The sequence below is a fragment of the Azonexus sp. genome, from assembly GCF_030824335.1.
Classification (GTDB): Bacteria; Pseudomonadota; Gammaproteobacteria; order Burkholderiales; family Rhodocyclaceae; genus Azonexus.
In genome coordinates this window covers 88,690-112,029 of record NZ_JAVBXX010000006.1, presented here as the reverse complement: position 1 = coordinate 112,029, position 23,340 = coordinate 88,690, and the positions used below count along the sequence as shown (strand labels likewise).

The following is a 23,340-nucleotide window of genomic DNA, read 5'->3' as shown; positions in this document are numbered from 1 at the left end:
GGAATCGCTGCGGGAAAAAGGCCGTATTATCCCGGCTCGCCGATTCTGCGTCGAGATGAAATTTGCCGAAAGAACAAAGCTTTGCCCAACGCCTGATTGCCTGGCAAAAAACCGCCGGGCGCCATGACCTGCCCTGGCAGCAAACGCGCGACCCTTACCGGGTCTGGCTGTCTGAAATCATGCTGCAACAAACCCAGGTCGCGACGGTGATCCCCTATTACCAGCGTTTCCTCGCCAGCTTTCCCGACGTGGCGGCGCTGGCCAGCGCGCCGATCGAGCAAGTCATCGAGCATTGGGCCGGCCTCGGCTACTACGCACGGGCGCGCAATCTGCATCGCTGCGCGCAACAGATTGTTGCGGTCCACGGCGGAATTTTCCCGAAAACCGCCGCTGAACTGGCGGAATTACCCGGCATCGGCCGGTCGACCGCAGCCGCCATTGCGGCATTCAGCTTTGGGCAAAGGGCGGCGATTCTCGATGGCAACGTCAAACGTGTGCTGTGCCGGGGTTTTGGGATCGGTGGTTTTCCCGGTTCGGCACCGGTTGACCGCAAACTTTGGGAACTGGCCGAAACCTTGCTGCCGGAAAGCGCCATAGAGGCCTACACGCAAGGCTTGATGGACCTTGGGGCAACCTTGTGTACGCGCGGCACACCGCTCTGCCCGGCCTGCCCGTTCGGCGAAGATTGTGTCGCCAGGCGCGACGGGCGACAGAAGGAATTGCCGGAAGCGCGCCCGCGACCGAAGATTCCGGAACGCACATCAACTTTCGTGCTGATCACGGATGGCACGCATTTGCTGCTCGAACGCCGACCGCCCAGCGGACTGTGGGGCGGTCTGCTGGTGCCGCCGGAAGGTGAAGTGGATCAGGTTCTCGCGGCACGCGGACTGACCGTCAGCGAACGCCAGAACCTGCCAACCTTACGCCATGCCTTCACGCATTTTCGCCTGACCCTGCAGCCGGTGCTCTGTCACTTGCCCAGCCAGCCAGCGATGGTCGGCGAATCCGGTCAGGTGTGGATTGCACTGGATGCCGCAGTCAATGCCGGCGTACCGACGCCAATCCGCAAGCTGATCCAGTTACTGCTTCGCCCCGGGGCTTAAGCAGCCATGTACTTTACTGCCGGGCCGCCTTGGCCTCGGCACGTGCCTTGCGCTCGGCCACCTTGGCTTGATGTGCGGCCATCTTGCGCTCATGGGCTGCCGCTTGCTCAGCCTTGCGCTGCGCCCCCGTCTCGGCCTTGGCCGCTTTTTCAGCCAACGTCTGCTGGCGGCGCTGCTCGGCTGCGGCGCGCTCTGCACTGACCTGCTGCTCCCGGTTTTCCAGTTCGCTTTTGCGCTGTTCGGCCTCTTCCACCAAACGGACTTCGCGCGCCTTGGCCTGCTCGCGCTTGACCTCGCGCTCAAGCGCATTGGCCTCGACCTTCAGACTACGCATCTCCCGGGTTATCGCGTTATGTTCCTTACGCGCCTTGTCGATACAGGCATTGACCAGGAATTTCTGCTGACAGGCCTGAGTTTGCGCGGCGAACTCTGTATCCGCAGCCTTCTGACGCTGTTCGGCATCCGTCTGCATGCTGGCAGCCTGATTCAGACGCGCCGCCCAATCGACCTCCTCGGCCCAAACAGGCACAGCCATCATGACAAGCGTCAGCCCGGCAACCACTGATAGGGATCTATATTCCATTTTTCGTAACTTTCGACGTTGCTGATGCGATCCTGTTGTGACAGCGCCAGATCGATCAATTCCGGCCGGATATAGTGTTGCTGGCCGGTATGGTAAAAAACCTCGACCACCGGCTCAAGCAGCTTGTCTTCATTCTGTTCAACCACGACAGCCAGGCGCTTGCTCTCCAGCATGACCAGAGAACCGCTGGGATAGATACCAATCGAACGGATGAACGCATGCACCAACTGCACATCGAAATGATGGCCGCTCCACTCCAGCAGCTTTTTCAGCGCCAGCGTCGGCGGCATGCCCTTGTGGTACACCCGCTCCGAAGTAATGGCGTCGTAAACATCCACGATGGAAGCCATCTGGCCATAGGGTGAAATACGCTCCGCCGCCAAGTGGCCGGGATAACCCGAGCCATCGAAACGTTCATGATGCTCAGCCGTTACCTGCATGGCAATCCGGCTGATACCCGGCGTCTGCTCGAGGACCCGGACGCCCTCATCGACGTGATGCTGCATGTGGCCGAACTCTTCATCACTCAGCTTGCCCGGCTTGTTCAAGATCCGGTCAGATACCCGCGCCTTGCCCACATCGTGCAACAAGCCGCCGAGTGCCATTTCCTTGATCACCGGGCGCTCCAGCTTCATGCCGCGGCCAAAGGCAACGAGTAGCGCGCAGACGCTGACCGAATGGCGAAACGTATAGTCGTCGTGGTGTTTGAGACGGGCCAGCGGCAACAGTGCATCGTGGTTGCGGAAAATGGAATCGACCATCCCCTCGACCAGCGGCTCGACCCGATCCACCTGGATTTGCTGACCCAGGCGGACGTCATCCATCAGCGAACGCACCAGTTTGCTCGCTTCGCCCTGCAAACGACGCGCTCGGGCCGCCTCATCCTTGAGCGTGACGATCACCGGTTTGTCGGTTTTTTTCTCGGCGATTTTCTGCAACTGGCGTTCGAGGTCGGCATTGACCTCTGCTTGCGTCGGTGCCTCGCGCACATCTGCGCCTTTGAGCGTATCGATGTACAGCGTTCGGATACCGATATTTGCGACCTTCTCCACCGTCGCGGTATCGAAAACGTGAAACGATCCGGTCAGAAACGGATGATCCAGCCAGCCACAATTCAGATCGTGAATGTGCATTCCCGGTTTCAGCTGGTCGATGCGAATCTGCTTGATCATGCAGGAATTCTAGCAGCCCACCGTTATAATTCGGCCCCTCATGATAGCCCTGCGCCAACTCACTTTCGCCCGTGCCGGCCGCCCCTTGGTGGTCGATGCCAGCCTGCAACTCCATCCCGGATGGAAAATCGGCGTCGTCGGCGCCAACGGTTGTGGCAAGTCCAGCCTGTTCGCGCTGATCGCCGGAGAATTGCACGCCGAATCGGGCGATCTTGAACTGCCGGCCAGCTGGCAGATTGCCCGCGTCACGCAGGAAACCCCGGCGCTGCCCGATGCGGCGCTCGAATTTGTGCTCGATGGCGATACTGAATTGCGCCGCGTCGAACGCGAACTGGTCGCCGCTGAAGCCGCCGGCGATGGCGAGGCGATAGCGCATCTGCACACCCGCTTTGGCGAAATCGACGGTTATTCGGCCAAGGCCCGCGCTGCCGAAGTGCTGCATGGACTGGGCTTTTCCGATGCCGATTTCCTGCGCCCGGTCGCCGATTTTTCCGGTGGCTGGCGGGTACGGCTGAACCTCGCCCGCGCGCTCTCCTGCCGCGCCGACCTGTTGCTGCTCGACGAACCGACCAACCACCTCGACCTCGACGCCGTACTGTGGCTGGAGCAATGGCTGAAAAGCACGCCGGCGACGCTGTTGCTGATTTCGCACGATCGCGACTTTCTCGATGCCGTAGTCGGCCAGATCATCGCCATCGACCAGCAAAAACTGACGCTGACCAGCGGCGGCTATTCCGACTACGAGCGTGCCAAGGCCGCCCGACTGGCCGTCCAGCAATCGGCCTTTGCCGCCCAGCAGCGCGAAATCGCCAAGCTCAGCCGCTTCGTCGAACGCTTCAAGGCCAAGGCCACCAAGGCCCGGCAGGCGCAGAGCCGGGTCAAGATGCTCGAACGCATGGAAATCGTCGCCGCAGCGCATATCGATTCGCCGTTCAACTTCAGCTTCCGGCAGCCGGAAAACCTGCCCGATCCATTGCTCAGCATTGAAAATGCCTCCGCCGGCTACGTGGACCGCAAGATTCTCGAAAACATCACGCTGGTCCTGCGTCCGGGCTGCCGCATCGGCCTGCTCGGCCGCAACGGTGCCGGCAAATCGACCTTGATCAAGCTGCTGGCTGGCGCGGTGGCGCAACAAGGTGGCGAGCGCAAGGAAGCCAAGATGCTGAACATCGGCTACTTCGCCCAGCATCAACTGGAACAGCTGCGGCCGGACGAATCGCCACTGCAACACCTGCAGCGCCTCGAACCACTGACGCCGGAACAGGAACTGCGCAACTATCTGGGCGGCTTCGATTTTCGCGGCGACATGGCAGCGCGTGCCATCGAGCCGTTCTCCGGCGGGGAAAAATCCCGGCTCGCCCTGGCCCTGCTGATCCGCACCAAACCCAATCTGCTGCTGCTCGACGAGCCGACCAATCACCTCGACCTGGAAATGCGTGAGGCACTGACCTTCGCCATGCAGGAATTCGAGGGCGGCATGGTCGTCGTGTCGCACGACCGTCACTTGCTGCGCACCTGCGCCGATGAACTGCTGCTCGTCGATGCGGGCCGCGCTACGCCCTTCGATGGCGATCTCGACGATTACGCCGCCTGGCTCGCCGCCCAACGCAATGCAGAAAAAGTTGCGACCCCGGATGCCGCGGCCGAGAAGAACGAACGCCTGCAGCAACGTGCCGAAGCCAAGGCCAACCGGCAGGCGCTGCTCGCCGAACGGCGCAAGCTGAGCAAGGAAATCGAGCAACTCGACAAGAAACTGGCCAAATGGCACAGCGAAAAAGCCGCGCTTGACGTTCAATTCGCCGATCCCGAGTTTTATATTGCGGTCGACCGGGCAAAAAACGAAGAAATGCACCGCCAGGCCAGCGAACTGGGTGAGCAGATCGACACCGCCGAACTGCGCTGGCTGGAATTGCACGAAGCGCTGGACGCCCTGCCGGCTGTTGACTGATCGTCACTGACAATTGCCGGTTTTCTCCGCTTTTGCCTGATTTTGCCCGGTCGACCGCAGCAAATGCTGCGCAGGCTTCCAAACAAGCCCGACGGCATCAGGTAAAATTCCCGTTTTTCGAACTTTCCCGCTGGGAGCCATACCGTGCAAATCGTCTGCCTTGACCTCGAAGGGGTCCTCGTCCCTGAAATCTGGATCGAATTCGCCGAGCGCACCGGCATTCCCGAACTCAAGCGCACGACGCGCGACGAGCCGGATTACGACAAATTGATGAGCTATCGCCTGAACATCCTGCGCGAGCACAAGCTCGGCCTGCCGGACATCCAGAAGGTGATCGGCGAAATGGGTCCGATGCAGGGCGCGCGCGCCTTTTTGGACAAACTGCGCGAGGATTATCAGGTCATCATCCTGTCCGACACGTTCTACGAATTCGCCCACCCGCTGATGCGTCAGCTCGGCTGGCCGACGCTGTTCTGCCATTCGCTGGAAGCCGACGCGTCCGGCATGCTGGTCGCCTACCACCTGCGCATGCCGGATCAGAAGCGCGAAGCGGTCAAACGCTTCAAGGAACTGAACTTCAAGATCGTCGCTGCCGGCGATTCGTACAACGATACGGCCATGCTCGGCGAAGCCCACGGCGGCATCCTGTTCCATCCGCCGGAAAACGTCATCCGCGAATTCCCGCAGTTCCCGGTCGTCCTCAATTACGACGACCTGCGCACGGAAATCGACAAGGCTTTCGCTCGAGCCTGACGGCTCTGGCGCAAGCCTTCGGCGCGGCGCACCACTCCGGCTCGCTGCGCTCCCCGCCCCCCTGAGGGGGGCTATCTACCCCGTCCCAGGCACTCGTCAACATGCATAGCGACCGCTTCTACACGCTCTCCGCCTCCTGCCCGGACCAGGTCGGCATCATCGCCAAGGTTTCCGGCTTCATCGCACAACACGGTGGCTGGATACTTGAATCCAGCTTCCATGCCGACGATCTGACCGGTCGCTACTTCATGCGTATCGAGATCAAGGCCGATTCGCTGCCCTTCCTGCTCGCTGAATTCCGCGAGCGTTTTCGCAGCGAAGTCGGCGAACCCCTGTCGATGGACTGGCGGATCAACGACAGCGCCGTCAAGAAGCGCGTCGTCGTGCTGGTATCCAAGCAGGAACACTGCCTGTACGACCTGCTGGCGCGCTGGCAAGCCAAGGAACTCGACATCGAGATTCCCTGCGTCATTTCCAATCACGACACCTTCCGTGGTTTCGTCGAATGGCATGGCATCCCCTTCCACCACGTGCCGGTGAACAAGGACAACAAGGCCGGTGCCTACGCCGAGATGCAACGCATCTTCGACGATGTACGCGGCGATTCGATGGTCTTGGCCCGCTACATGCAAATCCTGTCGCCGGAACTATGCGATGCGCTGAGCGGCAAGATCATCAACATCCACCACAGCTTCCTGCCCAGCTTCGCCGGTGCCAAGCCCTACCATCAGGCCTACACGCGCGGCGTCAAACTGATCGGCGCTACCTGTCATTACGTGACCAGCGAACTGGATGCCGGACCGATCATCGAACAGGACGTCATCCGCATCGATCACTCGGATTCGCCGGAAGACATGGTGCGTTACGGCAAGGACATCGAGAAGACAGTTCTGGCACGCGGCCTGCGCTACCATCTGGAAGATCGTGTACTCGTCCACGGCAACAAGACCGTGGTTTTCCGCTGATGCTGATTTCCCGCCAAAATTCGCTGCTGCTCATCGTCGACATCCAGGCCAAGCTGGCACCGGCCATTTTTGACGCCGACGAGGTTGTACGCAACAACGTTCGCCTGCTTGAAGGCGCACGCCAGATGGGCGTGCCTGCCTTTGTTTCGGAACAGTACGTGCAAGGTCTTGGCCACAGTCTCGCGGCCATTCGAAATGCAGCCATCACCGATGTAATGGCCGATCCTGCGGTCAACGCCCGTTTTTTCGAGAAAACGCACTTTTCCTGTGCCGCCGAACCGGGCGTCGTCGATATGCTGCGTCTGGCGGGACGCCAGCAAATCATCCTGACCGGCACGGAAACGCATGTGTGCGTGCTGCAAAGTGCCCTTGGCCTGCTGGCTGCCGGTTTTTCCGTATTTCTCGTGGCCGATGCCGCATCCTCACGCACGCCTTTCAGCCGTCAGGCCGCCATCGACCGCATGCGTTCGGCCGGGGTAAATATCGTAACGACGGAAATGGTGCTTTTCGAGTGGCTGCACCGGGCTGCCACCGATGAATTCCGGGCCATGTTGCCGCTGATCAAATAAAACAGTCGCTGCTCCCGATACGAAAACCGCCTTGAAGGCGGTTTTTTTTGGCCAGAATCCGGGCAAAAAAATGGGCACCCGAGGGTGCCCAAAAGGAGAGAGATACTGATGGTAAAACTTAGTGGTGGTAAGCCGTTTCGCCGTGAGCGGTGAGGTCAAGACCTTCACGCTCTTCTTCTTCCGGCACACGCAGGCCGATCACCATATCAACCAGCTTGTAGGCCACCAGGGAAACCACACCGGACCAGATGATCACGGTACCGACACCCCAGATCTGCGCGGTAACCTGAGCAACCATATCGTACGGGGCAACAGCATTGGCCACGTAGTCATAGACGCCTGTACCACCCAGTTTCGGATCGGCAAACACGCCGGTCAGAATGGCACCCAGAATGCCGCCCAGGCCATGTACGCCGAACACGTCCAGCGAGTCATCGGCACCCAGCATGTGCTTCAGACCATTCACGCCCCACAGGCAGACGATACCGGACAGCAGACCGATGACGATGGCGCCCATCACACCGACAAAACCAGCAGCCGGCGTAATCGCTACCAGACCGGCAACCGCACCGGAAGCAGCACCCAGCATGGAAGGCTTGCCCTTGAAGATCCACTCGGCAAACATCCAGGACAATGCGGCACTAGCCGTTGCAACCCAGGTATTGACCATGGCCAGCGCAGCACCGCCAGAGGCTTCGAGCGCGGAACCGGCGTTGAAGCCGAACCAGCCGAACCACAGCAGCGAGGCACCGATCATCGTGAAAGTCAGGGAGTGCGGTGCCATGGCAACGCTGCCCAGACCGGTACGCTTGCCAATCATGTAGGCACCCACCAGGCCGGCGATTGCGGCATTGATGTGAACCACCGTACCACCGGCGAAGTCGAGCGCGCCCTTCTGGAACAGGAAGCCTGCCGTTGCACCGGCAGCTTCAGCAGCTGCGGCATCGATGTAGGCATCCGGACCCGCCCAATACCAGACCATGTGAGCCATCGGCAGGTAGGACAGGGTGAACCAGATCACCATGAAAACCAGAATGGCGGAGAACTTGGCACGTTCAGCAAAGGAACCGACGATCAGGCCGCAGGTAATGGCAGCAAAGGCGCCCTGGAAGATCACGAAAATCAGTTCCGAGATCACGACACCCTTGGTGAAGGTCGCACCGACGGATTCTATCGTCACCCCATTCAGGAAGAGCTTATCCAGCGTGCCGAAGAACGCATTGCCTTCGGTAAATGCCAGCGAATAGCCGTACACCACCCAGAGCACGGAGATCAACGAGAACACCGTGAATACCTGCATGAGGACGGACAACATGTTCTTGGCGCGAACCAGGCCACCATAGAACAGCGCCAGACCGGGGATCGACATCAGAATGACCATTGCCGCGCAAACCATGACCCAGGCGTTGTCGCCCTTGTCCGGCACGGGCGCTGGCGTGGCGGCGGCCGGTGCTGCAGCATCGGCCGCCGGGGCAGCAGCAGGAGCCGCTGCATCAGCAACAACGGCAGCAACCGGGGCTGCTTCCGCCGCTTTTTCTTCGGCCCAGGCCGGTGCCCCGAAGGACACCGCGCCCAACAGGGCCAGCATGGCAAAAATTCGTTTCATGTTAGAACTCCTTACAGAGCATCGCCGCCGGTTTCACCGGTGCGAATACGAACAACTTGTTCAAGATCGAAAACGAAAATCTTGCCGTCGCCGATCTTGCCGGTGCTGGCCGATTTCTCGATAGCTTCGATGACCTGATCGATCTGCTCTGCCTTGACGGCAGCCTCAAGCTTCACCTTCGGCAGGAAATCGACCACATACTCGGCGCCGCGATACAGCTCGGTATGGCCTTTCTGGCGACCAAAGCCCTTGACCTCGGTCACCGTGATGCCCTGTACGCCAATGGCGGACAGCGCCTCACGCACTTCGTCAAGCTTGAATGGCTTGATGATGGCAGTAACGAATTTCATGAGTGTTCCCCTATCTGGAAAAACCTGTTTTGCTCCGTCGGCGCGGGCCAAATTGCCGACGGAGGAGGGTCAAACGGAATTAAAAAGCTTTGGTAACGGAAAGAACGGCAATACCACGACCAGCATCCTTCATCTTGCTGCCGAAATTCAGGCCGCCAGCGCCGTTGTCAGAGTTGGAGTTGGTGAAGCAGTACGGCTGGAATGCCTTCTTGCAGTTGCCATCGGCGTTGGTATCGACGTAAGCCAGACCGACCACCCAACCGCTCAGATCCTTGGTCACGCCAACCTTCCAGTCGGTGTAGTCGCCGTTCTTGATGTTCTTGGCGTACAACTGGCCCAGGTGGCCGTTGACACCCCAGCCATTGCCCAGGTCATAGGTCAGGTTGGCTTCGAGGTAGCTGGTACCCGAGGTGCTCTTGCCTGCATCGTTGGCGGTGCCGCGCAGCGAGAAGTAGTCGTCGATTGAGTAGGAGTACTTGACGGACAGGAACTTCCAGGAAGCGCCCAGGTAGATTTCCTTGTTATTGACAGCACCCTTCTGGGCGCGGGTGTCGAAACCGCGCGCTTCAGAACCTGGGTAGTAGTAATAAATGGCGCCGACATCCAGGCCCAGATCACCGAACGAGGTGCGGTAGCCGCCGTAGAAGTCCATTTCCAGGTTGCCGTCAGGGAAACCGGCACCGGAAGAAACATTCGAGTTCCAGTTGCCGGCATAGAAGCCGCTGGAATGGGTGTAATCGATACCGCCTTGCAAAGCCGCCTTGCCAAAGGTCTGATCGATACCACGGAAGCGATAGCTGGAGAACAGACCAACGTTACCGGCAACCGTGTGCGGGCTGGCTTCTTCAGCAGCGGCAGCAACCTGAACAGCGGCCGGAGCTGCGAATGCGCCAACGAGGGCCAGAGCGATTAGGGATTTCTTCATGTTTTCTCTCCTGTAAGGAAAAGTGGATCAAGGATAAAAAATCTTTGTGCAACACAATAAAGCATGGCGCGTGCCAGCTATTTTTTCTATTTATATTCATAGAGCTATTCAAAACAAACGGTTTACGCACTTATTCAGAGCACCAATAAGGTGCAGTCACAAAGCGTTACGCACCAGCGCTGAGCCATGACGAAAAGCTGATCAAATACCCCTGTGCTAAACTGCTTCGCCTACGGAGGAAGAACATGCTCGACCCAAAAATACTGGAAGATTTCGGCGCCAAAATGAGCGCCCTGCTGGCCAACTCTCCGGCCAGAGACATCGAAAAAAATGCCAAGGCGATGGTCGGTGGCCTGCTTGGCAAGCTTGATCTGGTTACCCGTGAGGAATTCGACATCCAGGCCCAGGTCCTGGCCCGCACGCGGGAGCGCCTGCAGGCGCTGGAAGCCCGCGTCGAGGCACTGGAAAAATCCCGCAACAGCAGCGCTCAGTAAACCAGCATGGCGCTGGCCGTTGCGCTGAGCCGCGGACTCGATGGCCTGAACGCGCCACCGGTCACGGTCGAAGTGCATCTGGCCAACGGCCTGCCCGCACTGACGTTGGTTGGCCTCCCGGATGTTGAAGTGCGCGAGGCGCGCGACCGGGTGCGCGCCGCCATCGTCAATTCCGGCTTCGAATTTCCTGGCAAACGGATCACCGTCAATCTGGCGCCGGCCGACCTGCCCAAGGAATCCGGGCGCTTCGATCTGCCCATCGCGCTGGGCATACTCGCAGCCAGCGGGCAGATTCCCGCGGCCAAACTGGCCGCCTACGAGTTCGCCGGTGAGTTGTCGCTATCGGGCGAACTGCGCCCGGTACGCGGCGCGCTGGCCATGGCCCTGCATGCCGCTGGCGACGGAAAAATCTTCATCCTGCCGCAAGCCAGCGCCTGCGAAGCGGCACTGATCGGTCAGCAGAACATTCTCGGCGCCAGCTCCCTGCTCGCCGTTTGCGCGCATCTGGCCGAGCAGACGCATTTATTGCCCCCACCCGCGGTCGACCGTGAAATTTCCGAGATTTTCCCCGATCTGGCCGATGTACGCGGCCAGACCCAGGCCCGGCGGGTACTGGAAATCGCTGCTGCCGGCCAGCATTCTTTATTGATGCTCGGTCCGCCCGGTGCCGGCAAATCCATGCTGGCCGCCCGCCTGCCCGGCCTGATGCCGCCACTCAACGAAGCTGCCGCCCGCGCCTCCGCCGCTGTTTTGTCACTGGTCGGCGAGTTTCGGCCGGCCCGTTACGGTCAACGCATGTTTCGCAGCCCGCATCACACTGCTTCGGCGGTGGCGCTGGTTGGCGGCGGCAATCCACCGCGCCCCGGCGAAATCAGCCTGGCCCACCAAGGCATTCTGTTTCTTGATGAACTGACCGAATTCGACCGCAAGGTACTGGAAACCCTGCGCGAGCCGCTGGAAAGTGGCCGTGTGCACATTGCCCGCGCCGCCCGTCATGCCGAATTTCCGGCCGAATTCCAGCTGGTCGCCGCGATGAATCCCTGCCCTTGCGGCTACCACGGCTCCAGCCAGAAGCCGTGTCGCTGCACGCCGGAACAGGTCGCGCGCTATCGCGGAAAATTGTCTGGCCCATTCGTCGACCGCATTGATCTGGTCATTGAAGTGCCGGCCTTGCCGACCGAAGCCCTGAGCGGCAAAGCCGCAGGCGAATCGTCGGCCAGCGTGCGTCAGCGCGTCACCCACGCCTGGGCGACCCAGCAAAGCCGCCAGAACAAGGCCAACGCCCGCCTGAGCACACGCGAAATCGACGCCACTTGCCAGCCGGATGCGGCCGGTGCCGCGCTATTGCAGCAGGCGGCACAACGTCTCGGCCTGTCGGCCCGGGCCTGGCATCGCATCCTCAAGGTGGCGCGGACCATCGCCGATCTGGCCGACAGCGCCGACATTGGCGCGGCCCACGTGGCCGAAGCCATCCAGTACCGACGCTTCGCCCGGGATTGAACATGCCGCCCAATGTGCAACCCACGCCACGCAGCACCCGTGGCATCGCCTTGTTGCTCGCCTGCCTGGCGGCGCTCGGGCCATTTTCCATCGACACCTACCTGCCATCCTTTCCCGACATCGCCGACAAGCTTGACGCGACGACGCTCGAAGTCCAGCAGACGCTGGCCGTCTACCTGTTTTCCTTCGCCGCAATGACCTTGTGGCACGGCGCGATTGCCGACCGTTTCGGCCGCCGCCGGGTCATTCTGTGGGCGCTGGTCTTGTTCGGTCTGGCCTCGGCCGGCTGCACGCTGGCCACCAACATCGAGCAACTCTGGTTCTGGCGTGCCATGCAGGGCATGACGGCCGGCGCCGGCATCGTGATCAGCCGCGCCATCGTGCGCGACCTCTTTGACGGCGCCGACGCGCAGCGCCTGATGGCCCAGATCACCATGATGTTCGCCCTCGCCCCGGCGCTCGCCCCGGTCATTGGCGGCTGGCTGCAAACCTGGTTCGGCTGGCGTTCGGTTTTTGCCTTTCTGGTCGTGTCGACCGCAATATTGTGGCTGGCCTGCCTCAAATTGCTGCCGGAAACCCTGCCGCCGGAAAAGCGCCAGTCGCTGCGCCCGGGCTATCTTGCCGGCGCTTACTGGAAAGTCATGACCTCGCCGCGCTTCCTGCTGGCCTGTGCCGCGCTGGCCCTGAATTTTGCCGGTTTCTTCGTTTATGTCCTGTCGGCGCCGGTTTTCCTGATGCAGCACCTCGGCCTGCCGGAAACTGCCTTCCTGTGGCTATTCGGCCCGGCCATGCTGGGCCTGATGGGCGGTTCCTGGTGCGCCGGACGACTGGCCGGCAAGCGCTCGCCAAGCTGGACCATCGCCCTCGGCTACGTCGTCATGGGCTGCGCCGCACTGATCAATCTGCTCATTTCCTACACGCTGCCGCCCGGCTTGCCGTGGAGCGTTCTGCCACTGTTCATCTACACCGTCGGTATGTCGCTGGCGATGCCCAATCTGACGCTATTCGCGCTTGATCCCTTCCCCGCCCAGCGCGGCCTGGCCGCGTCCTGTCAGACCTTTTTCCAGTCCAGTTCGAATGGCATCGCCGCTGCACTGATCGCGCCAGCCATCTGGGGTGCTACGTCCAGTCTGGCGCTGGGCATGGCCAGCCTGCTCACGGCTGGCGCCCTGTGCGCCCTCGCCCATCGCCAATTACGATTGCTGCCAGGGTAAGCCGCGCAAGCGCCAACCGCCCAGCGTGCCGCGATGGAAATCGTCGTCGAGCCCGCCTTCAAACCCTTCCAGCACGTTGATGACCTGCGTAAACCCGGCCTGTTCCAATGCTTCACCAGCAAAAACCGAGCGGCTGCCGCTACGGCAGATCAACACGACGGGCCGCGTCAGATCGCCCTTGACCAAACGCTTCACGTTGTCGGCAAAGTACGGATCGATTTCCCAATCCGGCGCTTCCTGCCAGGCCACATGCTCGGCACCAACCGGATGCCCGACGTACATATGCTCGATTTCCGTCCGGCAATCAACCAGCACGGCATCCGGCGTCTGTTGCAGAAAGGCGTGGGCGGCAAGGGGATCAAGATGCTGCATGGGCTTATCGGAAAATTTGAATGAAGCAATATTATGGAAGCAAGCGCATAAGAAACGTCAACTTCATGCTTTTCTCACCGCTTCAAAGTACGCCAGCTCATCCAGCGTATTGATGTTCTCGAACGCCGCTGCTTGATCGTCAAACGCCACTTCAACCGTTTTCAAGCTGGAATACCAGCGCTCGAACTTGCGCTCGCCGGCCAGCAAATATGCCGTCAGATGCGGCAAAACCTCGCGCCTGCAGAGGCAAAACACCGGGTGCGGCTGATCGCCGGTACGGGCCACCGCAATCTCGGCATCTGCTGCGGTCAACGCGGAAAACAGGCGAAAAACCAGGTCGACCGGAAGAAAGGGCGAATCGCAAGGCGCGGTCACGACAAACGGTGTTTCGGCCGCCGATAACGCGGCATGCAAGCCGGCCAGCGGCCCGGCAAAATCAGGAATGGCGTCAGCCACAACCGGGTAGGCAAAAGCTGCATAACGCTCGCCATTCCGGTTGGCATTGATCAACAACGCGCCAACCTGCGGCGCCAGTCGCTCGATGACCCACGCCACCATGGGTTTGTCCTGGAGCAATTGCAGCCCTTTATCCACCTGCCCCATCCGGCGCCCCAAGCCGCCAGCCAGCACAACCCCCGTCACGGCTTCAATTTTCATCACGGCATCCAGAACAAGATCAGCCGGCATTCTACCGAGCCAGCGGGCAATCATGTCCCATCGGGCTCGACACAGGCCTGTTCCGTCTCTATGCTGAAAGACTATGGCATGCATCCCACCGATGCGCTCGCCAAGCCGTCCCCGATACCGCATCGACCTCAAGGAAACGCCATGGAAAACGCAGCAAGCAGCGAAGTCGAAAAATCCGGGAAAACGATCACCACGATCATTTACGCCCTGTACGCCGTCTCGTTCCTGGTCGGCATCTCGGCCATCGTCGCCATCGTGATGAACTACGTCAAAAAAGACGACGTCGCCGGCACCTTTCTCGAAAGCCATTTCCGCTGGCAAATCCGAACCTTCTGGTTCGGTCTGCTCTGGTGCGTCGTGGGAGGGCTCACCTTCGTCTTCATCATTGGCTGGTTCGTACTCATTGCCAATGCCATCTGGTTCATCTACCGGATCGTCAAGGGATGGCTGAATCTGAATGACAACAAGGCCATGTATTTGAGTTGACCGGGATGAAGCATCTGCTGTTTCGCAAAACCACGAAACACATCAATTCAGCCAGACAGGCCGATGCGCCGCAAAGCCATGAATATGCCGTTGGCCATTTGCCGATATCCTTCAGCATTGGGATGAATGCGGTCGGCGCACCATTCCGGGCGGGCCAGCACATTGGAAAACACATCGCTGATCAGCGGCACGCCTTCCGCTTCGGCCAGCGCCTGATAAATCGGAGAATCGGATGGCTTGCCGGCCACCACGGCAAGCAGGGAAAGCTCGGGTACGCCGATCAGCACGACCTGTGCGCCACTCTGGCGGACCAAACTGACCAAATGTTGCAAGTCTTCACGCACAGCGTCCGGTGAGCGGCGACGGAGAAAATCGTTACCGCCAAGCTCGATCACGACCAAAGCCGGCCGATGTTCAGCCAGCAATGCGGGCAAACGGCTGCGCGCCGCCTGGGCGGTATCGCCTGGTATGCCGGCGTTGATGATCTCCCAGCCGGTCGAAGCGGCGAGCAAGCTTGGCCAGTCCTCGCCTGGCTCGGCCCCCGTACCGAAAGTCACGCTGTCGCCAAAGGCCAGCACGCTGCTGCCGCGCGGAATTGCCTGATATTCCTGGGCCTTGCCGCAAGCTGAAGACAAGCAGGAAGCCAGCGTCAGCAGCAGAAATTCGCGTCGTTGCATGGATACGTCCATTGAATGTGGAGCCAGCAGTTTAGCGCTGACCAAGGCGGCATTGCTCCCCCCGCTTCGCCGAATAGCGCAGGCCAATCTGGACAGGCGTCGCTTCCCCGCGTAGCATCGCGGCCCCTCCCGCAAAGCTTCCCGATGCCTCACTTTTCCCCCGCCCGCGCCTGCGGCATTGACTTCGGCACCTCCAACTCCACCGTCGGCTGGCAACGCCCTGGTCACCCGACCCTATTGCCGCTGGAAGATGGCAAGCCGACGCTGCCCTCGGTCGTTTTCTTCAATGCCGAAGAAGACTCGGTCAGTTTTGGCCGCGCCGGCCTGCGCGAATATCTCGATGGCTATGAAGGCCGGCTGATGCGTTCGCTGAAAAGCCTGCTCGGCAGCAGCCTGATCGACGGGCGAACCGACGTGCAAGGCAAGGTGATCGGCTTTCGTGACTTGCTGACGCAATTCATCGGCAATCTGAAAACACGGGCCGAAGCGCAGGGAGAACGCAGTTTCGATCACGCAGTGCTCGGTCGGCCGGTGTTTTTTGTCGATGACGACAGCAGCGCCGACCGCCTGGCCGAAGAAACCCTGGCCGATATTGCCCGGCGCATCGGTTTCAAGGAAGTCAGTTTCCAGTACGAACCCATTGCCGCCGCCTTTCATTACGAAACCACGCTGGCGCACGAAGAAACCGTGCTGATCGCCGACATTGGCGGCGGTACGTCGGATTTCTCCATCGTTCGGCTGTCGCCACAACGCAGCAAAATGGCTGACCGGGCCAGCGACGTGCTGGCCAACGGCGGCGTGCATATCGGTGGCACCGATTTCGACCGGCAATTGAGCCTGGCCGCCGTCATGCCCCTGCTCGGCCACCGTAGCCAGTTGAAGAACGGGCGCGACATGCCGGCCAGCATCTACTTCAATCTCGCCACCTGGCACACCATCAACTTCGCCTATGCGCGGCAGGTCTGGGTCGAGCAACAGCGCCTGGCCATCGACGCGGCCGAGCCGGAGTGCATAGAACGCCTGTTGGCGCTGATTCGGGAACGAGCCGGTCATTGGCTGGCGCATCAGGTCGAACAAGCCAAAATCGCCCTCTCCGATGACGCCACCGCCAGCCTGCCACTCGAACGCTTCGCGCCGGGCGAGCAAAAGCTGCTGACGCGCATCGAATTCGATCTGGCAACGGAAATGCTGGTGGAAAAAGTCGAAACCGCGGTCACCCGCCTGCTGCCTGAAGCAGGGCTGGCCGCCAACCGCATCGACACCATTTTCTTTACCGGCGGCTCCAGCGGCATCCCGCAACTCCGCCAACGCATCGCCGCACTCCTGCCGCAAGCGCGAGCCGTGGAAGGCGACCTGTTCGGCAGCATCGGCGCCGGCCTGGCGGTGGATGCTGCAAGACGCTACGGGAACTGAACGGTTTATCGCCTGAATCGCGCAAAAAAGCGGCAGTAGCTGATGGAAATTGCCACTTTTCTGCGGTCGACCGCAAAACGTCAGTCGATTGTGCAGTCTTTCGTGAGAAAAAGCGCCTACAGAACGGATCGACCTTCAAACGACCCGCATCAACCTGCCAACGCCCTCAACAAAGCGGTGCGCGAGACGGCGATTTGGGCGCAGCCATGGGCAATAGCTTGGCGCAACGCCGGATCGACGTGACGGAGGAATTCGGCAGGCGTGGTCTGTTCGGCAAACATGGCCTTGGCGTGGGCAAACAGGGCCAGCGTTCCCGATTCGCCCAAGTGCCGATAGACGTAGGCAGTGAGCGGCGACTGACTGGAGTCGCGCTGGGATTCGGCGCGCCGGCCCTGATCGAAGACATCGAGCATTTTCTGGTCGACATCGGGGTGATCGGCCACGGGTGGCAAACAGTCCTCGATGTGCGCCGGCTGCTCCGTTCCGCTAGCGATATCGCCCAGCAACATGGAGATCGGACAATCGCCGCCGGTCAACATGGCCAAGGCTTCAATAATGGCCAGCGCGCTCAGCTTGCCGGCCAGATAGCGACGGGCGAATTCTAGATTTTGCCCGGCTGCCGCCGATAGTGCGGTGAATTCGGCAGTAGGCGGGATGCCATCGAAAGTATGAAAGATATTGGCCGGATTCAGGAAAGAGAGAAACCCCTCCATCCGGCCAAGTGCCTGACGGTAATCCCGTACCGTATAAACCCCCACGGCGACCAGCGCCGCATTTGATTCCTCGATCAGCAACCAGGTATTGGCCAGGAATTGCGCCGGATCGGGCTCGGCAAAACCGCCAACGTCGCGATTGGCCAGTGCGACAGCTTCACCGGTGATGCCGCGCAGATGCTGGGCAGAACAGCCCAGGCCGAATTGCGTATTGCTGAGCGCAAGGCGACGGTAGAGGGATTCGGGCATACAGGCCCCATCGGCACCGGCTGGACGGAATGGCACCGTCGCTTCGATACAGGCGATGACGGTGAGCAATTCGGCCGGCGCCAGCCAGGGTTCCAGCACACTCGCCGCGATCACGGCGCTGACAAATTCGTTCAGCCCGCCGAGTGGCGCGAGCCGTGCGCCATCGGAAAATCCGAATACTGCAGCGCTCAAACGCAGCGGCAAGCCGGCCTTCGGTCCGATGTGCAGGATGAAATCTTGATCGACCCGCTCGACCATGCTGTCCACGCCGGGCAGGATATCCACCGGGAAAGCACGGTCCAGCTGAAAATAGGCAATATCGTGGTAAAGCGCCGCCAGCGTGGCCAATGGCGAAGCACCAGCGCAAACGTCGAAGACATGCCGCGAGGTGTGATAGGCCCGGTTCGGGTTATCCATCGTGCGGTGAATCTGTATCGCCAGACGTTCAACTTCCGGCATCGGCACTGTTTTGCCGAGACGGTGCAGCGCGGCATCAAGCGTCAGAACAATTTGATTGATACCGGAAGTCGTCATGATTTTTTAGCGTCCGCGTGGTTTGCCTGCAGGTTTTGGCCGGGCACCTCGTGGTTTTGGCCCATTTCCGGTCGGGAACAGCATGGGCTGCCCGGTACGGCGTACCGGCTTTTCACCGGTAAAGTCGTCGTAACCGACCCAGTTGCCGGGCGTTCCCTTGGCGGCACCCAGTCTCGGTTTTTTGACCTTTTTCGGTGCCGATGGCATGACGCCAGTCGCCGGCACGCGATGCGTTGGCGCAAAACCCGGCTCTTCCTCGCGGCTCAGCGCTTGTTTGGTCAGCGTTTCGATGGCGGAGAGCAGCGGTGCCTCGTCGGCGCAGACCAGCGAAATCGCCTCGCCGGTTGCCCCGGCCCGACCGGTCCGGCCGATCCGGTGGATATAGTCTTCGGCGACGATGGGCAGGTCGAAATTGACCACCTGCGGCAGATCGTCGATATCCAGACCGCGGGCCGCCACATCGGTGGCGACGAGAATCTGTACTTCACCGGCCTTGAAGCTTTCCAGGGCTTTCTGCCGCGCCGCCTGCGGCCGGTCACCGTGGATCGAATCGGCGGAAATCCGTTTCGCACGCAGACGGGCCACCAGTTCCTCGACGCCCTTGCGGGTTTTGACGAAAACCAGCACCTGACCCCACTGCCGGTCTTTGAGCATGAACATGAACAGCTCGCCCTTGCGCTTCTTGTCGACCGGCACCACCCACTGCTTCACCGCCTTGACCGTGGTATTGCGCGGACTGACTTCGATGGTCAGTGGTTCGCGCAGACGGGCCTTGGCCATGCTGCGGATCTGCTCGGAGAAAGTCGCCGAAAAGAGCAGCGTCTGGCGTTTTCTGGGCAGTGCGGCGAACAGCGTATCGAGTTCGTCGGCGAACCCCAGGTCCAGCATGCGGTCGGCTTCGTCGAGGACCAGCACCTGGACTTCCTTGAACTTGATTGCATTCTGGCGAAACAGGTCGAGCAGGCGACCGGGGGTGGCGACCAAGACATCGACGCCGCGGCGCAGACGCATCATTTGCGGATTGATGCTGACCCCGCCGTAAGCGGCATAACAACTGACGGCAAGCCCCTCGCCGTACTCGCGGAAGCTGGCGTTGACCTGTTCGGCCAGCTCGCGCGTCGGCACCAGAACCAGGGCGCGGATGCAGTTGCTGCCCACTTTCTTTTCATCGGCCGCCAATTTGTGCAGCAACGGCAGCGCGAAGCCGGCGGTCTTGCCGGTGCCGGTCTGCGCGGCGGCCATCAGATCACGACCCGCCAGCACTGCCGGAATCGCCTGCTCCTGAATGGGCGTCGGCGTGTCATAGCCCAGGGTAGCGAGGGACTGCAGGAGCGGTGCGGCAAGTCCGAGATCGGCAAAGGTCATGGATAGTTTACTCAGGGGGAAAGTGGGGATTTTAACCCGTCGACCGGCCAGACCCGCAGGGGAAGCAGTAATGAAAATGGCCCTGCGGGCAAACCGGCAGGGCCATGAAACTGCGGAAAAATCAAACCTTGAACTGGGAAACCGTCTGCGTCACGTCCTGCGCCAGCTGATCCAGGCGCTGCGCGCCGGCTGCCGTTTCTTCGGCCGCCGCGTTATTCTCGTCGGTCATCTGGGCAATGCTCTCCACATGGCGCGCGATATCCAGGCTGGCTTCGCTCTGCTCCTTCAAGGCGCAGGAAATCTCGGTCACTGCAGCCGAAACCTTGCCGGCCTCGGCGCGTATCGCCTGGATGCGTTCGCCGGCATCCTGGGCCAGCGTCTGACCGGATTCGACCTGCTTGACCACCAGATTCATTTCTTCCACAGCCTCTGCGGCGGAAAGCTGCATCTTGCCGATCATCGCGCTGATCTCGCCGGTCGAATGGGCGGTCCGTTCAGCCAGCTTGCGCACCTCGTCGGCGACCACGGCAAAACCGCGCCCCTGCTCGCCCGCCCGAGCCGCCTCAATTGCCGCATTGAGCGCCAGCAAATTGGTTTGATCGGCCACATCCTTGATCACCTGCACGACACTGGAAATCTGCTGCGACTCGTTACCCAATGCCTGGATCACCTCGGACGCCTGGGCCACGGTACGTGCGATGGCGCCCATCTCGGCGGCCGTCTTCTCGATGATGTCGCCGCCCTGATCGGAAATCTCGCCAGCCGATTGCGCAATCGCCTGCGCATCGCCGGCACTGCTGGACACCGTATTGATACTGACCGTCATTTCCTCGATTGAGGCAGCCATCGCCGAGGTCGAGCTGCTCTGGTTGGCCGAACTGGTCGCAACCTGCTGGGCAGCGGTAGACAGCGACTCGACGGCGCTGCGCACTTCTCCCATGCGGGACTGGATATCCTGCATCGAGGTTTGCAGGCGATCCACCAGACCATTGAAACTGCGCACCATCTGGCCGATTTCGTCATCGCTGTTGACCGCCACCCGACGGGTAAAGTCACGATGCTGGGCAATGTCCTCCATGGTGCTGCGGGTCAATTCCAGCGGCCCCATGACGGCGCGAAATACTGACACGCCGACGACAAGCAAGACAGCCAGGCCAGCAAGAAAAGCCCCCTGCTGAACCCAGGTCATCGTACTCATGCTGGCTTCCGCGGCAGCCCCCGACGCCTTGGCTTGCGTATCTTCGTAATGGATCAATTCGTTGAGTTTGGCCTCGGAACTGCGGAACTTGTCACGCTGGGCAAAATAAGCCGAGTAGAAATCCCGGAAAAGCTGTTGCTGCTTCACCGTGTCGTCCGGTGCCACAGCAGCCAACTGGCGCATGATGCCACCCCATTGCTGATTCAGTTTCGTCCACTCGGCCCATTCCTGGTCAAGAGCCTGGCGCATGGTCGACAATGTAGCCGCCTCATCACCGACCACGGGAATCTTGCGGTAATTGGCCAAGCTCTCTTCGGCCCGTTTCCAGGCAGCCTCGTAAAGCTTGACGGTCTGGGCGAACTCCTCACGTGCCTTGGCCGAATAATCGTTTTCCCACACGCCAGCCTGGAGTGCTGAACGGACCACGTCGGTCTGCGCCTCACTTGCGATCAGCAAATACTCAACCGATGGCAAGCGCACCTCGACCACCTCGCTCAGGGCAGCGCCGGAAGACTTCATGCCGAACGTTCCGGCTCCCCCAACCACCACAAGGGAAATAACAGCAACACCAATCAGGGTCAAAAGTTTCGCTTTGATATTCATGTAAGTTCCTCGCTGATAGGTTATGCAACGCAATTCTGTTTGACGCTGATCTTAATGGGGAAATCGATCACTGGCCGCGACAATCAGAAAGTCAGGGTGTGCCAATGCGGGTCGAGCACCCGCGCCACAAAAGCCGTGGCACCAGCCGAAGCAGCCTGCGCCACCAGACACTCATGCTCTCCCACCCAGGCCGCCCGAGCCATGCCGCAGGCCAGTAAACGAACATCCTCGGCGGCGACTTCGCGCAGGAAATCGCCAACCGATTTGTCGCGGCTGGCGCTCGGCCATGCCGTATCGGCCAAGCCTTCAACCAACCAGCGGACTGCCGGCCCGGCAAAGTGGATTTCCACCCGGGCATCGAGTGCCCGCGCTGCCAGCGCATGGACCAGTGGCGTAACCACCAGCTCGGGACGCTCCGGGGTCGCCGCCCAGATAAGAATGGCCAGTTGCTCAGACAAAATTCGCCTCCGGCTCGATCGTCAGGATGTGCCGACGATATGCTGCGGCATCGACCAGCCCAGCTTTTTCCGCCACCCAGTGCGTCGCCCGCACTCGAGCCATCCAGCCGGCACCGTAGGGGTCGAGATTCACCCGCTTCGGCTGCTCCTCGGCGGCATCGTTGCCTTCGAGCAAAATGAAGGAAATCGGGGCGTGGACCGCAAGAACGGTCTTCCGGCACTCGACTGTCCCCATGCCGCGCCCAATCGCCACTTCGGCACCTTTCGGCTTGCAGGTAAAGGCAATGATCTCACCAGCCAGAAAAATGCCGAAGCGAGTCGCGCCGATCAGTTGCTCGCCACCGTCGATTTCCTGCACCCACATGTCGTACTCAGGGCAATAGAGGCGATCATCGGGAATATTGCCGGTGAAAGGAATGTGGGGCATGAATCAGGGCTTCGCGAGAAAATCAAAGGGAAACGACCAACCCGCCAATGCATGCCGGGAGCCAAGTCAGGCGGAGAGTTTAGTTATTCCGCACCAATCAGGCCAGCCGCCGAAGAAAGCCGCACCAGTTGTGCGTTGTTCTCGACGCGAAGCTTGTCCATGATCCGGGCCCGATAGGTGGAAATGCTCTTGTTGCTGACCTGCAAGCGTTCGGCAATTTCGGCGTTGCGTTCGCCGCGCACCAGCGCCATGAAGACCTCCATTTCACGTTTTGACAAGGATCGGAGCCGCTCATGAACCTGATCGCGATGGCTTTTTTCCGGATGATGGAAAACACCTTCAGCTTTACTGAACGGCGCGTCCTTGGCCATTGAATGCCGGATTTTCCCTGCCATACCCTGCAATTCCGCCAGCGCAAACGCCAGTGTTTCCTGTTTTGCCTGCGCTGCAATTTCTGCCTGGTAGCGATCCGTCACATCCACATGAATCACAACCACCTCCCTGGGCATCGAGCGGCGGATGGGTTTGACGGTAAGCATGAACCAGCGCTGCTGCTCAGGCGCATGACACGGATATTCAAGGGAAAAACTGCTGCGCCGGCCATCCAGAACGGCCCGTATGCCATCATGGACAGCCTGGGCACACTCCGTAACGCTCCCACTGGCCGCCAGACAAATCGCCAAGTAATTACTGCCAATATCCGTATTTGCCGGCAACGATCCATCAAGCAATCGATTGGCGGCGGCAAATTCACGCCACGGACGATTGGTCGTGACAATCACGCCATCCTGATCAAGCACCGCAATATTTGCCCCGATTTCATCCAGGGCTCTGGCCGCGCGCTCGTTTATCCTGGCCTGCGAACAACTGAATTCTGATTCTTGTTTTTTCATGATTTTTCGTTCGCCTCCCTGTCAGAAATCCTACTACTTTTAGCCTACGTAGGGCATAGCTGACAGACAGACCGGCTTTTGAA

At 60.4% G+C, this 23,340-nt stretch carries 24 protein-coding genes; 10 read left to right on the top strand and 14 right to left on the bottom strand.

Annotation, left to right across the window (positions count from 1 at the left end; all coding sequences use genetic code 11):
- Positions 1-62: 62 nt before the first annotated feature.
- Complete coding sequence (gene mutY, locus RCI20_RS02765) at positions 63-1,103, top strand: A/G-specific adenine glycosylase (RefSeq protein ID WP_306603005.1); 1,041 nt, start codon at positions 63-65, stop codon at positions 1,101-1,103.
- Between the two features lie 13 nt (positions 1,104-1,116).
- Here the strand turns inward: mutY and RCI20_RS02760 are convergent, their stop codons facing one another.
- Together RCI20_RS02760 and RCI20_RS02755 are read right to left on the bottom strand one after the other, a co-directional pair.
- Positions 1,117-1,686 (bottom strand): hypothetical protein, encoded by a 570-nt coding sequence (locus RCI20_RS02760; RefSeq protein ID WP_306603004.1) that lies wholly within the window; start codon positions 1,684-1,686, stop codon positions 1,117-1,119.
- The gene (locus RCI20_RS02755; RefSeq protein WP_306603002.1) at positions 1,650-2,858 is read right to left on the bottom strand and encodes an HD-GYP domain-containing protein; all 1,209 of its coding nucleotides are present in this window, start codon (positions 2,856-2,858) and stop codon (positions 1,650-1,652) included. The genes RCI20_RS02760 and RCI20_RS02755 overlap by 37 nt, the downstream gene beginning before the upstream one ends.
- Before the next feature lie 40 nt (positions 2,859-2,898).
- On the opposite strand from RCI20_RS02755, the gene RCI20_RS02750 reads away from it, so the two are divergent.
- From RCI20_RS02750 to RCI20_RS02735, 4 genes are all read left to right on the top strand, one after another.
- Positions 2,899-4,806, top strand: a complete 1,908-nt coding sequence (locus RCI20_RS02750; RefSeq protein WP_306603001.1) for an ATP-binding cassette domain-containing protein — start codon at positions 2,899-2,901, stop codon at positions 4,804-4,806.
- Positions 4,807-4,950: 144 nt separating this feature from the next.
- Positions 4,951-5,559, top strand: coding sequence for a bifunctional phosphoserine phosphatase/homoserine phosphotransferase ThrH (thrH, locus tag RCI20_RS02745; RefSeq protein ID WP_306603000.1), 609 nt, complete (start codon positions 4,951-4,953; stop codon positions 5,557-5,559).
- Between the two features lie 101 nt (positions 5,560-5,660).
- The gene (gene purU / locus RCI20_RS02740) at positions 5,661-6,524 is read left to right on the top strand and encodes a formyltetrahydrofolate deformylase (protein ID WP_306602999.1); all 864 of its coding nucleotides are present in this window, start codon (positions 5,661-5,663) and stop codon (positions 6,522-6,524) included.
- Positions 6,524-7,093 (top strand): hydrolase, encoded by a 570-nt coding sequence (locus tag RCI20_RS02735; protein WP_306602998.1) that lies wholly within the window; start codon positions 6,524-6,526, stop codon positions 7,091-7,093. The genes purU and RCI20_RS02735 overlap by 1 nt, the downstream gene beginning before the upstream one ends.
- 118 nt (positions 7,094-7,211) lie before the next feature.
- On the opposite strand, the gene RCI20_RS02730 is transcribed toward RCI20_RS02735, so the two are convergent.
- From RCI20_RS02730 to RCI20_RS02720, 3 genes are all read right to left on the bottom strand, one after another.
- Positions 7,212-8,699, bottom strand: coding sequence for an ammonium transporter (locus RCI20_RS02730; RefSeq protein WP_306602997.1), 1,488 nt, complete (start codon positions 8,697-8,699; stop codon positions 7,212-7,214).
- An 11-nt stretch (positions 8,700-8,710) separates the two neighbouring features.
- Positions 8,711-9,049 carry a P-II family nitrogen regulator gene (glnK, locus tag RCI20_RS02725; protein WP_076091116.1) on the bottom strand — a complete coding sequence of 113 codons (339 nt, stop codon included), beginning with the start codon at positions 9,047-9,049 and terminating at the stop codon, positions 8,711-8,713.
- A gap of 79 nt (positions 9,050-9,128) precedes the next feature.
- Entirely contained in the window at positions 9,129-9,974 is an 846-nt protein-coding gene (locus RCI20_RS02720) for a TorF family putative porin (RefSeq protein WP_306602996.1), read from the bottom strand.
- A 245-nt stretch (positions 9,975-10,219) separates the two neighbouring features.
- Between RCI20_RS02720 and RCI20_RS02715 the strand changes: the two genes are divergently transcribed.
- The 3 genes from RCI20_RS02715 to RCI20_RS02705 are packed head-to-tail and all read left to right on the top strand — an operon-like array spanning position 10,220 to position 13,182.
- The gene (locus RCI20_RS02715; RefSeq protein WP_306602995.1) at positions 10,220-10,468 is read left to right on the top strand and encodes an accessory factor UbiK family protein; all 249 of its coding nucleotides are present in this window, start codon (positions 10,220-10,222) and stop codon (positions 10,466-10,468) included.
- Between the two features lie 6 nt (positions 10,469-10,474).
- Complete coding sequence (locus RCI20_RS02710) at positions 10,475-11,968, top strand: YifB family Mg chelatase-like AAA ATPase (protein ID WP_306602994.1); 1,494 nt, start codon at positions 10,475-10,477, stop codon at positions 11,966-11,968.
- Positions 11,969-11,970: 2 nt separating this feature from the next.
- The gene (locus RCI20_RS02705) at positions 11,971-13,182 is read left to right on the top strand and encodes a multidrug effflux MFS transporter (RefSeq protein ID WP_306602992.1); all 1,212 of its coding nucleotides are present in this window, start codon (positions 11,971-11,973) and stop codon (positions 13,180-13,182) included.
- On the opposite strand, the gene RCI20_RS02700 is transcribed toward RCI20_RS02705, so the two are convergent.
- Together RCI20_RS02700 and mobA are read right to left on the bottom strand one after the other, a co-directional pair.
- Positions 13,162-13,554, bottom strand: a complete 393-nt coding sequence (locus RCI20_RS02700; protein ID WP_306602991.1) for a rhodanese-like domain-containing protein — start codon at positions 13,552-13,554, stop codon at positions 13,162-13,164. The two genes, RCI20_RS02705 and RCI20_RS02700, sit on opposite strands and share 21 nt — an antisense overlap.
- A 63-nt stretch (positions 13,555-13,617) precedes the next feature.
- Entirely contained in the window at positions 13,618-14,211 is a 594-nt protein-coding gene (gene mobA / locus RCI20_RS02695; protein ID WP_373691471.1) for a molybdenum cofactor guanylyltransferase MobA, read from the bottom strand.
- A 171-nt stretch (positions 14,212-14,382) separates the two neighbouring features.
- On the opposite strand from mobA, the gene RCI20_RS02690 reads away from it, so the two are divergent.
- Positions 14,383-14,727 (top strand): hypothetical protein, encoded by a 345-nt coding sequence (locus RCI20_RS02690; protein ID WP_306602990.1) that lies wholly within the window; start codon positions 14,383-14,385, stop codon positions 14,725-14,727.
- A gap of 47 nt (positions 14,728-14,774) precedes the next feature.
- Here the strand turns inward: RCI20_RS02690 and RCI20_RS02685 are convergent, their stop codons facing one another.
- Positions 14,775-15,404, bottom strand: a complete 630-nt coding sequence (locus RCI20_RS02685; protein ID WP_306602989.1) for an arylesterase — start codon at positions 15,402-15,404, stop codon at positions 14,775-14,777.
- A gap of 144 nt (positions 15,405-15,548) precedes the next feature.
- Between RCI20_RS02685 and RCI20_RS02680 the strand changes: the two genes are divergently transcribed.
- The gene (locus RCI20_RS02680) at positions 15,549-16,817 is read left to right on the top strand and encodes an Hsp70 family protein (RefSeq protein WP_306602987.1); all 1,269 of its coding nucleotides are present in this window, start codon (positions 15,549-15,551) and stop codon (positions 16,815-16,817) included.
- Positions 16,818-16,966: 149 nt separating this feature from the next.
- On the opposite strand, the gene RCI20_RS02675 is transcribed toward RCI20_RS02680, so the two are convergent.
- From RCI20_RS02675 to RCI20_RS02650, 6 genes are all read right to left on the bottom strand, one after another.
- Complete coding sequence (locus RCI20_RS02675) at positions 16,967-18,313, bottom strand: hypothetical protein (RefSeq protein ID WP_306602986.1); 1,347 nt, start codon at positions 18,311-18,313, stop codon at positions 16,967-16,969.
- A gap of 6 nt (positions 18,314-18,319) precedes the next feature.
- Positions 18,320-19,678, bottom strand: coding sequence for a DEAD/DEAH box helicase (locus RCI20_RS02670; RefSeq protein WP_306602985.1), 1,359 nt, complete (start codon positions 19,676-19,678; stop codon positions 18,320-18,322).
- 121 nt (positions 19,679-19,799) lie between these two features.
- Positions 19,800-21,479 (bottom strand): methyl-accepting chemotaxis protein, encoded by a 1,680-nt coding sequence (locus tag RCI20_RS02665; protein ID WP_306602984.1) that lies wholly within the window; start codon positions 21,477-21,479, stop codon positions 19,800-19,802.
- Between the two features lie 83 nt (positions 21,480-21,562).
- Positions 21,563-21,937 (bottom strand): DsrE family protein, encoded by a 375-nt coding sequence (locus RCI20_RS02660; protein WP_306602983.1) that lies wholly within the window; start codon positions 21,935-21,937, stop codon positions 21,563-21,565.
- The gene (locus RCI20_RS02655; RefSeq protein WP_306602981.1) at positions 21,930-22,364 is read right to left on the bottom strand and encodes a glycine cleavage system protein H; all 435 of its coding nucleotides are present in this window, start codon (positions 22,362-22,364) and stop codon (positions 21,930-21,932) included. Before RCI20_RS02655 ends, RCI20_RS02660 begins: the two co-directional genes overlap by 8 nt.
- A gap of 83 nt (positions 22,365-22,447) precedes the next feature.
- Positions 22,448-23,257 carry a LuxR C-terminal-related transcriptional regulator gene (locus RCI20_RS02650; RefSeq protein ID WP_306602980.1) on the bottom strand — a complete coding sequence of 270 codons (810 nt, stop codon included), beginning with the start codon at positions 23,255-23,257 and terminating at the stop codon, positions 22,448-22,450.
- Positions 23,258-23,340 lie beyond the last annotated feature (83 nt).

Coding starts and splice junctions, on each gene's coding strand:
- RCI20_RS02715 (WP_306602995.1), top strand. CDS start 10,220: ATGCTCGACCCAAAAATACTGGAAGATTTCGGCGCCAAAATGAGCGCC.
- purU (WP_306602999.1), top strand. CDS start 5,661: ATGCATAGCGACCGCTTCTACACGCTCTCCGCCTCCTGCCCGGACCAG.
- glnK (WP_076091116.1), bottom strand. CDS start 9,049: ATGAAATTCGTTACTGCCATCATCAAGCCATTCAAGCTTGACGAAGTG.
- RCI20_RS02670 (WP_306602985.1), bottom strand. CDS start 19,678: ATGACCTTTGCCGATCTCGGACTTGCCGCACCGCTCCTGCAGTCCCTC.
- RCI20_RS02750 (WP_306603001.1), top strand. CDS start 2,899: ATGATAGCCCTGCGCCAACTCACTTTCGCCCGTGCCGGCCGCCCCTTG.
- RCI20_RS02730 (WP_306602997.1), bottom strand. CDS start 8,699: ATGAAACGAATTTTTGCCATGCTGGCCCTGTTGGGCGCGGTGTCCTTC.
- RCI20_RS02650 (WP_306602980.1), bottom strand. CDS start 23,257: ATGAAAAAACAAGAATCAGAATTCAGTTGTTCGCAGGCCAGGATAAAC.
- RCI20_RS02705 (WP_306602992.1), top strand. CDS start 11,971: ATGCCGCCCAATGTGCAACCCACGCCACGCAGCACCCGTGGCATCGCC.
- RCI20_RS02690 (WP_306602990.1), top strand. CDS start 14,383: ATGGAAAACGCAGCAAGCAGCGAAGTCGAAAAATCCGGGAAAACGATC.
- RCI20_RS02675 (WP_306602986.1), bottom strand. CDS start 18,313: ATGACGACTTCCGGTATCAATCAAATTGTTCTGACGCTTGATGCCGCG.
- RCI20_RS02710 (WP_306602994.1), top strand. CDS start 10,475: ATGGCGCTGGCCGTTGCGCTGAGCCGCGGACTCGATGGCCTGAACGCG.
- RCI20_RS02680 (WP_306602987.1), top strand. CDS start 15,549: ATGCCTCACTTTTCCCCCGCCCGCGCCTGCGGCATTGACTTCGGCACC.
- RCI20_RS02700 (WP_306602991.1), bottom strand. CDS start 13,554: ATGCAGCATCTTGATCCCCTTGCCGCCCACGCCTTTCTGCAACAGACG.
- RCI20_RS02685 (WP_306602989.1), bottom strand. CDS start 15,404: ATGCAACGACGCGAATTTCTGCTGCTGACGCTGGCTTCCTGCTTGTCT.
- RCI20_RS02755 (WP_306603002.1), bottom strand. CDS start 2,858: ATGATCAAGCAGATTCGCATCGACCAGCTGAAACCGGGAATGCACATT.
- mobA (WP_373691471.1), bottom strand. CDS start 14,211: ATGAAAATTGAAGCCGTGACGGGGGTTGTGCTGGCTGGCGGCTTGGGG.
- RCI20_RS02665 (WP_306602984.1), bottom strand. CDS start 21,479: ATGAATATCAAAGCGAAACTTTTGACCCTGATTGGTGTTGCTGTTATT.
- RCI20_RS02760 (WP_306603004.1), bottom strand. CDS start 1,686: ATGGAATATAGATCCCTATCAGTGGTTGCCGGGCTGACGCTTGTCATG.
- RCI20_RS02720 (WP_306602996.1), bottom strand. CDS start 9,974: ATGAAGAAATCCCTAATCGCTCTGGCCCTCGTTGGCGCATTCGCAGCT.
- RCI20_RS02655 (WP_306602981.1), bottom strand. CDS start 22,364: ATGCCCCACATTCCTTTCACCGGCAATATTCCCGATGATCGCCTCTAT.
- RCI20_RS02735 (WP_306602998.1), top strand. CDS start 6,524: ATGCTGATTTCCCGCCAAAATTCGCTGCTGCTCATCGTCGACATCCAG.